This is a genomic window from Cupriavidus sp. USMAA2-4, assembly GCF_001854305.1.
Taxonomy (GTDB): Bacteria; Pseudomonadota; Gammaproteobacteria; order Burkholderiales; family Burkholderiaceae; genus Cupriavidus; species Cupriavidus malaysiensis.
Genome location: NZ_CP017748.1, coordinates 1,371,126 through 1,385,744, shown reverse-complemented (window position 1 = coordinate 1,385,744; position 14,619 = coordinate 1,371,126). Strand labels below are relative to the sequence as shown.

Below are 14,619 nucleotides of genomic sequence, written 5' to 3'. Positions count from 1 at the left end.
CGCGCCCATTCCGCGCGATGCGCCTGGCCGCTGCGTGCCGGCCGCTTCCGCTTGCGAGGTGTTGCCGGTCCGGCAAGGTGAGCGTGATATGTGAGGTCGCCTCCGACCATTCCGCGGATCGGCGGGGCTGCCCCAGCGCATCGTTGCATGGGCGCTTCGGCTTCCGCCCGGCTTCCGTTGAGCTTCCCCATCGCCACCCTTTCGCGCGCAGGCGACACGGCCGCGGGCCCGCCTTGGCGGCGCGAGCGGTTTCAGGCCTGAATCATCCGTTCGGTCGGTTTCCGATTTGGCGGTGCACGTCTACAAATGACGGTAAGGGCGGGGCAGGGCGTCAGCGGCGCCGGCCTCGATGACAAGACACGGCATGGCGCTGCCGACCGGGCGGCGCGGCCTCTATTGAACGGTCGGTGTGATATGCGGAACGACTGGAACAAGAAGGCAAGAGGTGCGGTGCTGCCGATGGTCGGCCTGATGCTGGCCGTGCTGATCGGGATGGCCGGCCTCGTCATCGACCTGGGCAGCCTCTTCGTGGCGAAGTCGGAGCTGCAGTCGGCGGTCGATAGCTGCGCCCTGGCCGCGGCGCAGGAACTGGACGGCACCTCGAGCGCGACGGCTCGCGCGCAGAGTGCGGGGCTGACCGCGGGCAACGCCAACAACGTCCAGTTCCAGAGTGTCTCGGCGTCGCTGACGAGTGCCGATATCACCTTCAGCGACTCGCTGACCGGCTCGTTCAGTTCCGGCTTCTCGCCCACCGCTGCGGCCTACGCGAAGTGCAGCCATACCACCAGCGGCATCGTCGCCTTGCTGATCAAGATGGTCGGCGGCCCGTCGAGCAACAGCGTGGCCGCGGTCGGCGTGGCGACACGCTCGCATGCGCAGAGCGCTTGTCCGGTGCCCATCGGCTTGATCCCCAAGACCGGTGGCACTGCCCCCAACTATGGATTCCAGGTCGGGGAGTGGGTCAACGTGCTCTATGACGGCAGCAAGACCGCGGCGCCGGGCGAGATGGGCTGGTACAACCTCAACGGGACCACCAGTGCCTCCGAGACCAAGAACGAGATGGACATAGGTTACTGCGGCTCCAAGGTCGGCGATACGCTGGGCACGCCGGGTGCCAAGGTGTCCGTCGACGACCAGTGGAATGCCCGCTTCGGCATCTACAAGAACAACGGCGACGTCACGACGATGCGGCCGGACTATACCGGCTATGCCTACACATCGCTGAACTGGACCAACAGCGTGCCCCAGAATGCCTTCAACGGGACGCCGGCGAGCGGGTCGGATCCGACCGCCGCCAACTTCCTCACCAAGCGCGCGGCCTATGCCAACTACGCCAACACCGGAACGAGCGTCCAGACCGGCGACAACATCACCGGCCTGGGCATGAAGGGCGGGTACAAGACCCTCGCCACCAACGGAAACACCGGCCAGCTGGCAACGTATGGCATGAGCCGGCGGCTGGTGCTGGTGCCGGTGGTGTCGGCCAGCAAGATTGTCGATTTCGCCTGCATGCTGATGCTGCAGCCCGTCAGCGGACCGACTGTCACGATCCAGTTCGAATTCCGCGGCAATGCCAGCGCAACGAACAGCCCGTGTACGGCTTCCGGCCTTGCCGGCGGCAGCGCAGGCCCCCTGGTGCCGGTCCTGGTGCAGTAGGAGGTGCGATGAACAAGAAGCGACAACGAGGCGTGGCGGCCGTGGAGCTTGGCTTCACGATGTGCCTGCTCCTGGCCATCGCCTTCGCGATCACGGAGTTCGGCCGAGCCATCTATACCTACAACACCCTGACCAAGGCGGCGCGCGATGCCGCGCGCTACCTGAGCACGCAGGCCGCGGGCAGCAGCTCCGCGGCGACCACCGCCACCAACCTCGCGGTCTATGGCGTGCCGGTCGTCAGCGGATCGCCGGCGCCGCTGGTGCCGGGACTGACGACAAGCATGGTGTCGATCTGCGACGCGTCGAACGTCGCCTGCACGTCGAACATCTTCCAGGGCACCAATCCGGCCATCAATACGGTGACCGTGACGATCAGCGGCTATACCTTCAGTCCGGTGCTCGACATGCTTGCCTTCACCCGTTTCTACACCAAGGGAACGAGCTCGATCACATCGCTGTCGTTCGGCAGTATCTCGGTCACGATGAGGCAATCCTATGAATAGCCATCAACGGGGTGCGACCGCGGTCGAATTCGCCCTGGTGTCGCTCATCTTCTTCAGCGTGGTGCTGGGCATCCTCGAATTCGGCCGTGTCCTGTACACATGGAACGCGGTGGCGGAAGCCACCCGCTGGGGGGCGCGGCAGGCCGTGGTCTGCGGGCAGGGTTCGGCATCCGTGCTGGCACGGATGCAGCTCATCGTGCCGAGCCTGACCACGTCCAATGTGTCCGTGCAGTGGTACGACGGCAGTGGTGCGGTCAGTACGACCTGCGATGCCAGCAGCTGCGCCGGCGTGTCGGTCAGCGTGTCGGGCGTCAGCCTGACCACGATCTCACCGCTGCAGTCGAGCGGCTTCATGACGCTGAATGTGCCGGGCTTCTCCACCTACCTGCCGCGCGAGATCATGGGGCAGGATGCGGGCAGCAGCTCGGTCTGTTCCTAGGCTGCGCTGTCCTGCCTCTGTCCCGCGCCGCCGCTCCCGCCTTTCCATTTCCCTTCGCAGCAGCACCCCGGCACCTGCAGGCTGCCGGGGTGCCGGGGTGCCGGGGTGCCGGGGTGCCGGGGGTGCCTCAAGGCGCCTCAGATCTCCACCGTGTAGCACCAGTCGAACTGAGGGTTCTCGGGCGTTCCTGTCTTGCGTCCGATATAGCCACGGGGATTGCACACCACGCGGCTGTGCTCGAGCCGGTAGTCGAAGCTCGTATGGGTATGGCCATGCACCCACAGGTCGGCGCGGGCCACCAGGTCCGGCCGGCGCGAGATGAAGCCGCCGGACACCAGGTCGTGTGAAAAGCGGGGCGCCAGGCTGCCGAGATCGGGGGCGTGGTGCGTGACCACGACGGTGCGCCCGTCGAAGGGCGCGCTCAACTCGGCGTCCAGCCACGCGCATGCCGCCCGGTGGCGGGCCAGCGCATCCTGCGGCGAAAAGGTGCGCCGGCTGCCGTCCGCATCTTCGACTTCGATCAGCCGGTGGTCGAGCATCACGCCGGCACAGGCCTGCATCGAGGACTCGCGCCGGTCGACGCCGAACAGTTCGTAGTCGGTCCACCACGTGGCGCCGATGATGCGGACCGGTGCCTCGCCCGCCGGAGCCAGGGTGATCGACCTGTGGTTCAGCACGTGGACGCGCTCGTGCTGGCTGCCCGCGGCGGCCAGCTGCGCCTCGACCACGCCGAAAGTGCCCTCGTAGTATTCATGGTTGCCCGGCACGTAGACGACCGGGCCGGCGAAGCTTCGCGCCGCCCAGTCGACGCCGGCGCGGCCATTGGCGATGTCACCGGCGAGAATCACGAGGTCGGCTTCGCAGGCCGGCACCGAGGCGGGGGTGTGATGCTCGAGATGGAGGTCGCTGAGGATGCGCAGCTTCATGGGGTCTCCTTGCGGCGCGTTCGCCGCGACCACGGTCTGCGGGAATTCTTCAGAAATCGCCGGCATCGGTCAAGGGGGCGCGCGCAGGCCCGCCGGGCGGCCGGCCGGTGCCGCAACGAGAAAACCCGGCACGAAGCCGGGAAATGGACCACCGCCCCGGCATCGAATGCCGGTTGGCAGCCCGGGGGCCAACGCCGTCGCTGGCGGGTACGGGTCCGGTCAACCGCCCGTATGCCCGCTCATGGTCGGCAGCAGTACCCTATAGATCTGGATGAACGCCGGCCCGAGCAGGACCAGCATCAAGGTGGGGAAGATGAGGAAGATCAGCGGGAAGAGCAGCTTGAGGGCGATCTTGGCCGCCTTTTCCTCCGCCAGCATCCTGCGCTTGGTGCGCAGCATGTCGGACAGCACGCGCAGCGATTCGGCCAGGCCGGTGCCGAAGCGGTCCGCCTGGATCAGCATCGAGGCGAACTTGTCGACGTCCTCCACGCCGGTGCGCAGGGCGAGGTTGGTCAGCGCCTTCTCCTTGGAAAAGCCGGAGCGCAGTTCGAGCAGCATCAGTTCCAGTTCCTCGGCCAGGACGGGGCAGCGCAGGGCAAGCTCCTGGGTGACGCGCAGCAGCGCGGCGTCGAGGCCCAGGCCGGCCTCGACGCAGACCGTCAGCAGGTCGATCACATCCGGGAACTCCTCGAACACGGCTTGCTTGCGCTTTGCTGCCTTGCGCGAAAGGACGATATTCGGCAGGTAGTACCCGATGGCGCCCGTCAGGGCGACGAGGGTGAGCATCGCGTTCTTGTTCTGCGCCAGCGGATGCCCGCTCACGAGCACCAGCGCGATCAGCGGCAGCGCCAGCGCAAGGAAGGTCTTGGCGGCGAAGTAGAGCGGGGCCGCCGAGGCGCGCCGCCAGCCTGCGTTCATGAACGTCAGCCGCAGCTTGGACTTTTCCCATCCCTCGGCCGGCAGCGAGAGCTGTGACACGGGACGGGCCAGGCGGGCGAGCTGCTCGATCCAGGCATTGCCTGTGTCGTCGCTGCTGCCTCCGGGGTTGGCGATCTGCTCGATCCGGCCGCGCGGGCGGCCGGGCGCGAACAACTGCAGCAGGCCGAAAGCGGCGCCGAACGCGGCGATGAATATCAGGGCCAGCACGAGACCCTGCTCGGAATAGATGCCTTGCATGATGGCTTTCCCCCCAATGGCTTGCTTCATTTTCTTGAGTCTGCCTTCCCGTCAGCCCGCGCCGGCCCGCGTCGGGCCTGTCTGGCGCATCTGGCGCATCTGGCGCGGGCTAGACGTGGATGCGGATGATCTTGCGCATCCAGAATACGCCCGAGATCATCATGCCCAGGGCGACCCACAGCGTTTTCACGCCGATGGGGTCTTCCCACAACACCTTCATGAACCCCGGATTCAACACCAGGATGAGCCCCGCCGTGACGAAGGGCAGCAGCCCCAGGATCCACGCGGACAGCCGGCCCTCGGCCGACAGCACGCGGATCTTGCCGTAGAGCTTGAGGCGATCGCGCACGAGGTTGCCGATGGTGTCGAGGATCTCCGCCAGGTTGCCGCCGCTTTCGCGCTGCACCAGCACGGCAGTCACGAAGTAGCGCAGGTCGTTGACCGGGACGCGCATGGCCAGGTTGGTCAGGGCATCTTCCAGCGACACGCCGTAGTTGATTTCCTCGAACGTGGTGCGGAATTCGGGGCCCATCGGCGCGTTCAGTTCCTGCCCGACCATGCTCAGCGCACCGGCGAAGGCGTGTCCTGCGCGCAGCGCACGGCTGATCATGTCGACGGCATCGGGCAACTGCTCCTCGAGCCGCTTCAGGCGCTTGCGCCGCAGCGAGGAGACGTGCAGCAGCGGCAGGGCGCCGAGCAGCAGGGCGCCCACCACCACCACCAGGGCGGGAACGGGCAGCCAGGGGCCGGCGGCGAGGGCCAGCAGCGCCACCGACAGGCTGTAGCCGAGCAGTTGCCCGATCGACCAGTTGCTGCCCGACTGTTGCAGCCAGCGGTCCAGCAGGGTCACGCGCGGCAGGCTCATCAGCCAGCGCTGCATGCGCGGCGATTCGCTCAGCAGCCGCTTCTTCAGGATGGAAAGGGTCTCCTCCCCCACCTGGCCGCCCGCGGAGAGGGCGCGGATGCGCGAGTCGATCCGCTTGGCCGAGGCGCCGTGATAGCTGTTCCACCACAGGTAGCCGCCTTCGATACACAGCACCACGGCGATGAACAGGAGGATGACGAAGACATAGAAGGCGAAGTCCATTTTGCTCTTCCTCGTGAAGGGAGTCGGGCCAGGGCCGGTGCGGCAGGAGCACCGCCCGGCACGTCGTCAGACCTCCATGCGCCGGGCCGGGTCGTAGGCCTCGTCGGGCAGTCCGACGCCGAAGACGCGCAGGCGCTCGGCGAACTTGGGGTAGACGCCGGTGGCGCGGAAGTGGCCCTTGACCGTGCCGTCCTGGGCGATGCCGGTGCGCTGGAAGGTGAAGATCTCCTGCATATTGATCATGTCCCCCTCCATCCCGGTGATCTCCTGGATGCTGACGATCTTGCGCCGGCCGTCGGTCAGGCGCGAGGCCTGGACCACCACCGTGATGGCCGAGGCGATCTGCTGGCGTATTGTCTTGGCGGGCAGGCTGACCCCGGCCATGTTGACCATGTTCTCCAGCCGGGTCAGCGCATCGCGCGGCGTATTGGCGTGGATGGTCGTCAGCGAGCCTTCGTGGCCGGTGTTCATGGCGTTGAGCATGTCCAGCGCCTCGCCGCCGCGCACCTCGCCCAGGATGATGCGGTCGGGCCGCATCCGCAGCGCGTTGCGCACCAGGGCACGCTGGGAGATCTCACCCTTGCCCTCGATGTTGGGCGGGCGCGTTTCCAGGCGCAGCACATGGGGCTGGCGCATCTGGAGTTCCGCCGCGTCTTCGATGGTGACCACGCGTTCGTCTTCGGGAATGAAACCCGACAGGACATTGAGCAAGGTGGTCTTGCCGCTGCCGGTGCCGCCGGACACCATCACGTTGACCTTCGCCTTCGCCAGCGCCTGCAGCAGTTGTGCCATCGGTGGCGTCAGGCTCTTGAGGCTGACGAGGTCCTCGACCTGCAGCGGGTTGACCGAGAAGCGCCGGATCGAGAGCAGCGGACCGTCGATGGCAGAGGGCGGGATGATGGCGTTGACCCGGGAGCCGTCCGGCAGGCGGGCATCGACCATGGGGCTGGTCTCGTCGATGCGCCGGCCCACGCGCGACACGATCTTCTCGATCACCTTCATCAGGTGGGCATCGTCGTAGAACACCGTATCGGTCAGTTCGAGCTTGCCGCGCCGCTCGACGTAGGTCTGCTTGGCGGTATTGACCAGGATGTCGGACACCGTCGGGTCGTGCAGCAGCGGCTCCAGCGGACCGAAGCCGAACATCTCGTCGTAGATGTCGGCGCTCAGCTGGCGGCGTTCGGCATCGTTCATCAGCAGCCGCTGCTCGTCGACGATGCGGTTGACCAGGGTGTTGATCTCGTGGCGGATCTGGTCCGCCGGGAAACGCGCCAGCCGTTCGAGATCGATGTTGTCGAGCACAGCTTCATGGACCGTCTTCTTGAGCGGGAGATAGGCGGCCTGGTGGACCTTGTCCGACTGGGGTTCCGTGCGCAGGGTCGGCACGGGGACGACCTCGGTAAGAGACAGGTGTTCGCGAATCGACATGATGGACTCCGTGTATCGGCTGCCGGTGCCGGCCGCCAGGCATTGGTCGCGTCAGGATGCGGGCCTCGGGCCCGGGGCTTCAGTCCTCAGGCTTCGGGCTTCAGGCTTCAGGCCGTGTTCGGTGCCGACGTCTTGGAGCGCAGGAAGAAGCGGCCCAGCGCCGAGACGCGCTCCCCGCTGGCACTCGGCGCGCTGCCGCGCTCCACCACCAGGTTGTGCCCGAGCGCGGTGAGGGCCTTGGCGATCGCGCTGCGCTTCTGTTGCTGCACGGCGGGGACGCCATGGCTGATGGCGTCGTCGACCGCGGCCGGATCGTCCGGCAGGGTCAGCAGCGTCTTGGTGCCGAAGATGCCTTCGAGCGTGTCGCGCCGCAGGCCGTCCGCCTTGCCCTGGCGATTGACCAGAAGCAGGAGCTTCTCCGGGCCGTAGTGCAGCCCCTCCAGGACTTCCAGCATGCGGCGCCCGGTACGGGCGTAGGCAATGCCGGGCTGCGTGACCAGCAGGATCTGGTCGCTCAGGTCCAGCGCCGCCACCGAGACAGGATTGATGTCCTGGCCGGCGTCGATCAGCACGAAGTCGTAGCTGGCCGCGGCCAGCGAGAGCACGTATTCGACGCGGTCCTTGCGGATGTCGCCTGCCTTGACCGGGTCGCTGGCGCCGGCCAGGATGTCGAAGCTCGGCGAGACGTGGATGAGGCAGGCTTCGAAGAAGGCATCGTCGAGGCGGTCGATCTGCGCGCAGACATCCGCCAGGGTCGCCGGCGGTACCTTGTCGGTGACGAGGAAATGCGTGTCGCCGAACTGGAGGTTCAGGTCGATCAGCAGGACGCGCTTGTGCTCCAGCGCGCTGAGGACGTAGCCGAGGTTGCCGGCGAGGAAGCTGGCGCCGGCACCGCCCTTGCCCGACACCAGCGAGATGACACGGGCCTCGTTCCTCGCCGCCGCGACACGGTTGGCCTCCAGCCGCTGCAGGGCCTCGGCGAGCTGGGCCCGGTCGAGGGGCCAGCCGAGCACGTCGCTGACGCCGGCGCGCAGTGCGCGGATCAGCAGGTCGGGGGGGCGGTCGTCGCTGACCAGGATGCAGGGCAGGCCGGGATACTGCTGCCGTACCGACTCCAGCGCGCGCAGGTGTGAGCTGTCGCCGCTCGCCTGATCCAGCACCAGGACATCGGCGCTGCGCATCTGGGTGCCATGCGAGGGCAGCTTGGACGCGGCATCCTGCAGGCGCATGGGCAGATAGTTCCCGCTCGTGCTGGTGACGCGCGCGAGCTCGCCCAGACGCTCGGCCGATTCCGAAACGATCAGGATCTTGAGCATGACATCTTCTCCTTGGTCAGCATCGACTGCCTGCGGCCACTAGCGGCTGCCGGAGCCCATCATGCTGGCGTCGCCGTAGCCGGTACCCATGCCGACGCCCGTGGCGGCGCCCGAACCGTAGGCGCCTCCGGCCGGCGTCATCCGGATCAGCGAGCGGTCGTAATTGTTCATCGCGGTCACGGCGGCCTTGCCGTCGACGCCGCTCAACGGCGGCTGGTCGGCCGGGCCATCGGGGTTGACCATCTGGGCACGGTTGACGGCGCTGAGCGCCTGGCCGAACTGCTTGTCCCAGATCGGCGTGGTGGTGACGCAGGCGCTCAGCAGGGGGCTGCACAGGGCGAGCAGCGCCAGCCGGCGGAGAGTCCGCATGGTCTTGGTCGGTTGGGTCATGGCATCACTCCACTTGGGACTTGTCGGCTTGGCTCGGCTGCGCGGCGGCGCCGGTCACGATGGGCTCGTCGAGCGGCTTGCCTTCCGGCATCGCGCTGAGTTCCGGCTGCGCCTCGGGCGTGGCCGGCGGCGGCATCTGGAGCAGCGGTGCGGCAGCTTCCGGCTTGGGCGACGTCGCGGTGCCGGCCACGACGGGCTCGTCGAGCGGCTTGCCTTGCGGTATCGCGCTGAGTTCCGGCCGCGGCACGGGTGTGGCCGGCGGGGGCAGCTGCGTCAGCGGCGGGGCGGCTTCGGGCTCGCGCGAGGAGGAGGCGCCCGGCGCCGGCACGGTGGGGGCGGACGGTGCGGCCGGCGTGGCCGGTGCGCTCGGGGCCGGAGCCTGGGGCATCGGCGACGGGGACTGTCCATTGCCGCCGTTGCCGCTGTTGTTGCGCTTGGGCGAGCCCTCCATATTGCCCATCATCAGCACCTGCAGCTCGTTGGTACGGGTGAAGCTGTCCGTCGGCAGCGGGATGGACGCGGTCTGCATCGGCTGCACCAGGTGGGGCGTGATGACGAAGACCAGCTCGGTCATGTCCCGCTGGTAGGAGGTGCTGCGGAACAGGGCACCCAGCACCGGGACTTCGCCGACGCCCGGAATGGCCTGGATGGCGCCGCGCGCGTTGTCCTGCAGCAGTCCGCCGATGGCGAACGTCTCGCCATCGCGCATCTGCACGGTGGTCGTGGCCCGCCGCGTGGTGATCAGCGGCAGTACCGTCTGGGCGTTCGAGCCGCTCTGCACCGTGGCGCTGACCGTAGCGCCGGTGGGCGACAGCTCGGAGACCTCGGGCGAGACCTTGAGATTGATCCGGCCGTTGCTCATCACCGTGGGCGTGAACTTCAGCCCGACGCCGAACTCCTCTTCCTGCAGCGAGATCGTGGCGCTGGTGCCGGTATTGCTCTGCACGACCGGGATGAAGATCTTGCCGCCGGCGAGGAAGCTTGCCTCCTGGCCGCTCAAGGTGACCAGGTTGGGTTCGGCCAGGATCTTGACCAGGGTGTCGTTCTTCTGCGCGTCGACCTCGACCTGGAACGGCCTGTGGTTCGCCTTGCTGGCGAAGATGGCCGAGGCCGCGCCGGACAGCAGGGCGCTGGCCAGCCCGCCGCTCCAGGTACCGAAGCCGCCTTGCAGGTTCAATTGGGCACCCATCTGGTTGAGCAGGGTCTTCGAGACCTCGGCGACCTTGACCTCCAGCATCACCTGCTGCGGCGTATCCACCGCCAGCATGTTCAGCACGCCGCCGGTCTTCTTGTCGCCTTCTGCCTGGGCGGCGCTGGCATAGACGCGGGCGATCTCCATGGCCTGCTGCGCCGCCTGTGCGTTGGAGACCGAGCCGGTCAGCACCAGGTTGTCGGCCGCGGTGGTCACGCGGATCTTGCTCTCGCCGGGCATCAGCTGCGTCAGCGAGTTCTGCAGGCCGGCCGCGTCGACGTTGACCACCACATTGATCACGCTGCAGGTGCCGCTGCGGCCTTGCACGATCATGTTGGTGGTGCCCACGCTGCGTCCGAGCACATAGAGCGTCTGCGGCGACACCATGGTCGCCTGCACGATGGCAGGATTGCCCAGCGTGCGGTTCTTGACCGCTTCCGGCAGTGGAATCAGCGATGACTTGCCGACCGAGACGACCACGGTGCTCTCATTGCGCAGCGCGCCCGTGCAGTTCGGTCCGCGCCCTTCCGGCGCCACCGGCGTCGCCGGCGGCGCCGTATTCATGCTGATGGTCATCTGCATGGGCCCGCCGGCGGGGCGGCCCGGAGCCGACTGCGCCGGCTGGGCCGGCGCGGTCGACCTGCCGATGATCGCGCCTTCGGCAGCGCTCTGTGCCGTGGCCAGGCTTGGAGCGCCCAGTGCCAGGCTGACGACGCCCGCCACCAGCACACGGGTGCCAGCGGGCGCATTGTTTTCGTTCTGCTTGGTTCTCATGTCTTCCCTCCCCCGGGATCGCTAGCTGGCACCCGACTGGTCACGCGGATACCCTCGGCTGGCGTCGGGCTGGCGCAGGCGCCGCCCGACGCAGGTCCAAAAGAATCAGAATCAGATTCAGATTCAGAAGCACTCCTGGCTGCCTTGCATGCCGGCGAGGACGCCGATGCAGTCGCCGCGCGGTGCGGGCGGGCGCGGGCGTGCAGGGGCACGCGGCGCGCTGACGGTGATCACCTTCGGCGGCGCGACCACCGGTGCGGCGCCGAGCAGCGTCAACTTGGTGGCGCCGTCCGTGCTGGTCGCGGCGACGTCCACCTGGTTGCGCAGGACCAGCGAGAGCGTGCCGACACTGCGCGCCACGTCCAGCTTCTCGGCCTGCTCGGGCGTGACTTCCAGGGTGACGGCATTGACCACCTTCGGCTGCGTATCGTCGCGGCTGACCTGCTGGGCGACCGCCAGCACCAGGATCTTTTCCAGCACGATCTTCGAGATGCTGGCGCCGTTCGGGTTCTGGCTCTTGGTGTCTTCGCTGGTGTTGACGATCACGTCGACGAGGTTGCCGGGCAGCGCGAAGCCCGCCACGCCGACCACGTCGTTGACCCGCACCGTGATGGCACGCTTGCCTGCGGCGATCACCGCCGACAGGCCGCCCTTGGTGCCTTGCGGCGAAAGCTTGGCCTCGAGGATCGGCTCGCCGCGCTGCAGGCTGGTGCGGACCACGCGGCCGCTCAGTTCCCGGGTGTCTTCGAAGGAGCCGGCCGGCACGCTGGAGATCGGCCAGCTGACCACGCGCAACTGCTCGGGGCCGAGCGGTTGCCCCAGGTCGATGTCGGCATTGGCGACGATCACCTGCCGCGTCGAGCCGGAGCCCTGCTGTATCAGCCAGCGCGACGCCGAGACCACGGCGGCGATGCCGGCACCGAGCGCCACGATCAGCATCAGAATGGCACGAGCGTTCTTCATGTTGCACCTCCCTACGGTAGTCGATGACCCTGTCCTTGGTGTCAGCGGGATGCCGCGTCTGGTTCATCGGTTGTTGCGGCGTCTGCCCGAACGCGCGCGGGCATCCCCCAATCCATCTCCGGCCTGGCCTGCAGGTCTCCGCCTGCCTCGACGTGGGCGCCGAAGTACAGCCGCCAGGCGTTCCGCAGGGCTTCCTTTTCCACGCGCGGTGCCAGGCCGTGGTACCGGTTGGCAGAGCCGATGAGCTGCAGCAGGTCGCCGGGAATGCAGGCGAGCAGCGGCACGCCGCTGGCGCCGTGCAGTGCCTCGATCAGGAAGGTCAGCTCCGCATCGCTGCTGTCCAGGCCGGCTTCGTCGGCCGCTTGCCGGAACACGCGCCGATACGCCTGCGGGTCGAGTGCACCGACGTAGATCTTGCTGCCCAGCCGGCGCAGGAAGGCATCGTCGGCCAGCTTGTGGGGATCGAGGTTGGACGAGAACACCGGCCAGACGTCGAACGGCACGGAGAAGCGCAGGCCGCTGCGCAGCGCATACGTGTCCACGCCGCGGTCGAGGGGCACGATCCAGCGATTGAGCAGGTCTGTCACGGCGACACGCTGCCGGCCGAGGTCGTCGACGATGTAGATGCCGTTGTTGGCTTTCCAGTGCGGCGGCGCCTGGTAGAAGCCGGAGGCGGGCTCGTAGCGCAGCTCCAGCATCTCCAGCGTCAGCTCGCCGCCGGATAGTACGGCCGGGCGGTGGCAGTCGACCCAGCGGCGGTCGCGCGAGCGTGACGTTTCGAGTTCGTCGTCGCCCACCGGAGCGTGCACCAGCGGATCGAAGACCTGGATGATTTCCCCGGCGATGGTGATGGCATGCGGCACCGGAATATGGCCGGGCAGGAGTTTGCAGAGCCGTTGCGCCAGGAAGGTCTTGCCGCTGCCGGCAGGGCCGAACAGCATCAGCGGGCGGCTGCTGTTGAGGGCGATGCCGATGCCGTCCAGGGTGCCGGGAGGGATCACCAGGCTGCCGAGCGCGGCGTGGAGTTCGGCCTCGGTCACTGTGACGCGCGCGATCGTATGCTGGCGCACCGCCGCGCAGTAGGCCTGCAGCGTGACCGGTGCAGCGCCGACGTAGCTGCAGCGTGCAGTCAGTTCGCTGGCGCGTTGATAGCCGGCATCGGTGAGGTGGTAGCGCACATCGATGTCGCTGTCGCCGCGATGGGCGACTTCCAGCTGGCGTTCGCGCACGGCGAAGGCCGCCACTTCCTGGACCACGGTGACGGGCAGCTTGAGCACGTCCACCAGCTGCGCGAGCATCGCCGTGCGTTGCCGATGCGCGGCCTTGAGCAGCAGGCCGGTCAACAAGGGCATTTCGAGGCCGGTGTCGGCCACGCTGCGCGGCGCGATCTCCCAGGCATGCCGGGAAGCGAAGCCGGCGCTGGTGTCGTGGGGCAGCGGGGATGCCGGCGTTTGCCGCTCGGGCATCGTGAGGGTGTTGCCGAGGCGCATGGCGCTTCTCCCTGTGGTGGCGGCAGCCGGTGCTCAGGCGGTGGCGAACAGCACGCCGACCGTGCCGATCGCGATGGCGACGCCGTATGGAATCGAACCCACCGAACGCAGCGCGGCGGGATCTCCCGTGCCGTCGCGTTGCGGCCGGATCTGCCCGGCGCTGGCGAGCATCAGGCGCAGATTGCGCAGCAGCGGCACCCATTGCCCCGCCGCGAGGGTTTGCACGATGGCCCAGACACCGCCGATCACGAAGGCAACCAGGGCGATCTGCACCGCCATGGGGGCGCCGAGCCAGGCGCCGACGGCCGCCATCAGCTTGACGTCGCCGGCGGCCATGCCACGCATCAGGTAGAGCGGCAGCAAGAGGCCGAGGCCGGCCAGCCAGCCGCCGGACCACTCGAACAGTCCGGACACGGCACCATGCATGGCGCATTGCACGGGCAAGGCGAGCAGCCACGCGCCGAAGGTCAGCCAGTTCGGGATACGGCGGCGCCGCAGGTCCTGGGCGGCGGCGGTGGTGACGACGGTGATCACGCAAGGGCCGACAACGGCGCCGATGGCGAAGGGATAGATCATGTGAGATTCCCCTGGTGCGGTTGCGGCCGTGGCGCGTGGCTGCGCCGTGGCTTGCAGTGGACGGTCGTCTCTGCACGCGCGGCAGGCGAGCTGCCGCTGCGTATTGCGGCAGCAGGCGGCCTGGTCGCGGTGCGGCGAGGTGTCGCGCATGCGGTCCATGGTGTGCCTCCTTGCTACGGCTATGTTCTCGGATGAAGCCGTGGCGCCAGGCGTCACGGGCTCCCATGTCAATGCTCTCTCGGTATCTGTCGGCGCTGGCCCGCAGCCGGAGCGCGATGAGGACGCTCCGGCCGCGGGGCTGGCGCGGTTCAGGTCACCAACTGGCCGGCGATGTAGTTGAAGATGCCCTGCAGGCTCGTGCCGACGCTGGTCACGGCCGCGATGATGGCGACCGCGATCAGCATTGCAATCAGGGCATATTCGATGGCTGTGACACCATCCTCTTCGCGGGCGAAGTCAGGCGCGTGGAGTATCGTGGGTTCCATCGCGTTCTCCTGTGTGGTCGCCGCGTGCCGGATCAGGTCACCAGCTTGCCGGCGATGTAGTTGAAGACGTTGTTGAGGTTGGTCCCGACCAGCTGGACGGCGGTGATGATGGCCACGGCAATCAGTGCCGCGATCAGGCCGTACTCGATGGCGGTGACGCCTTCGTCGTCTTGGGTGAATTGCTTCAGTTGCGTGATGAGTGCTTGCATGACAATCTC

General features: G+C 67.8%; 15 protein-coding genes. 3 read left to right on the top strand and 12 right to left on the bottom strand.

The genetic code is table 11. The features are described from left to right. Positions 1-414 precede the first annotated feature (414 nt). From BKK79_RS06170 to BKK79_RS06160, 3 genes are read left to right on the top strand one after another with little or no spacing between them, the layout of a single operon-like run. A complete protein-coding gene (locus BKK79_RS06170) occupies positions 415-1,656 on the top strand; it encodes a pilus assembly protein TadG-related protein (RefSeq protein ID WP_071037331.1) in 1,242 nt (413 codons plus the stop codon). Positions 1,657-1,664: 8 nt separating this feature from the next. Beyond that, the gene (locus tag BKK79_RS06165) at positions 1,665-2,159 is read left to right on the top strand and encodes a TadE/TadG family type IV pilus assembly protein (RefSeq protein WP_071011541.1); all 495 of its coding nucleotides are present in this window, start codon (positions 1,665-1,667) and stop codon (positions 2,157-2,159) included. Then, positions 2,152-2,598 (top strand): TadE/TadG family type IV pilus assembly protein, encoded by a 447-nt coding sequence (locus BKK79_RS06160; protein WP_071011543.1) that lies wholly within the window; start codon positions 2,152-2,154, stop codon positions 2,596-2,598. Before BKK79_RS06165 ends, BKK79_RS06160 begins: the two co-directional genes overlap by 8 nt. Before the next feature lie 137 nt (positions 2,599-2,735). Here the strand turns inward: BKK79_RS06160 and BKK79_RS06155 are convergent, their stop codons facing one another. The 12 genes from BKK79_RS06155 to BKK79_RS06100 form a co-directional block, all read right to left on the bottom strand. Then, positions 2,736-3,524, bottom strand: coding sequence for a metallophosphoesterase (locus tag BKK79_RS06155; RefSeq protein ID WP_071011545.1), 789 nt, complete (start codon positions 3,522-3,524; stop codon positions 2,736-2,738). A gap of 219 nt (positions 3,525-3,743) precedes the next feature. Then, complete coding sequence (locus tag BKK79_RS06150; protein ID WP_071037330.1) at positions 3,744-4,700, bottom strand: type II secretion system F family protein; 957 nt, start codon at positions 4,698-4,700, stop codon at positions 3,744-3,746. Positions 4,701-4,809: 109 nt separating this feature from the next. Next, positions 4,810-5,787, bottom strand: a complete 978-nt coding sequence (locus tag BKK79_RS06145) for a type II secretion system F family protein (protein WP_071037329.1) — start codon at positions 5,785-5,787, stop codon at positions 4,810-4,812. Positions 5,788-5,853: 66 nt separating this feature from the next. Then, entirely contained in the window at positions 5,854-7,215 is a 1,362-nt protein-coding gene (locus BKK79_RS06140; RefSeq protein WP_083383987.1) for a CpaF family protein, read from the bottom strand. A gap of 107 nt (positions 7,216-7,322) precedes the next feature. After that, complete coding sequence (locus tag BKK79_RS06135) at positions 7,323-8,531, bottom strand: AAA family ATPase (protein WP_071037328.1); 1,209 nt, start codon at positions 8,529-8,531, stop codon at positions 7,323-7,325. Positions 8,532-8,570: 39 nt separating this feature from the next. Continuing rightward, the gene (locus tag BKK79_RS06130; RefSeq protein ID WP_071037327.1) at positions 8,571-8,921 is read right to left on the bottom strand and encodes a hypothetical protein; all 351 of its coding nucleotides are present in this window, start codon (positions 8,919-8,921) and stop codon (positions 8,571-8,573) included. A 4-nt stretch (positions 8,922-8,925) separates the two neighbouring features. Continuing rightward, complete coding sequence (locus BKK79_RS06125) at positions 8,926-10,887, bottom strand: type II and III secretion system protein family protein (protein ID WP_084084513.1); 1,962 nt, start codon at positions 10,885-10,887, stop codon at positions 8,926-8,928. A 123-nt stretch (positions 10,888-11,010) separates the two neighbouring features. After that, complete coding sequence (cpaB, locus tag BKK79_RS06120; RefSeq protein ID WP_071037326.1) at positions 11,011-11,850, bottom strand: Flp pilus assembly protein CpaB; 840 nt, start codon at positions 11,848-11,850, stop codon at positions 11,011-11,013. Positions 11,851-11,891: 41 nt separating this feature from the next. Further along, the gene (locus BKK79_RS06115; RefSeq protein ID WP_071037325.1) at positions 11,892-13,340 is read right to left on the bottom strand and encodes an ATP-binding protein; all 1,449 of its coding nucleotides are present in this window, start codon (positions 13,338-13,340) and stop codon (positions 11,892-11,894) included. A gap of 33 nt (positions 13,341-13,373) precedes the next feature. Then, entirely contained in the window at positions 13,374-13,916 is a 543-nt protein-coding gene (locus BKK79_RS06110) for an A24 family peptidase (protein WP_071038437.1), read from the bottom strand. A gap of 308 nt (positions 13,917-14,224) precedes the next feature. Next, entirely contained in the window at positions 14,225-14,401 is a 177-nt protein-coding gene (locus BKK79_RS06105) for a Flp family type IVb pilin (RefSeq protein WP_071011557.1), read from the bottom strand. A 32-nt stretch (positions 14,402-14,433) separates the two neighbouring features. Next, positions 14,434-14,610 carry a Flp family type IVb pilin gene (locus BKK79_RS06100; protein ID WP_071011559.1) on the bottom strand — a complete coding sequence of 59 codons (177 nt, stop codon included), beginning with the start codon at positions 14,608-14,610 and terminating at the stop codon, positions 14,434-14,436. Between the last annotated feature and the right edge of the window lie 9 nt (positions 14,611-14,619).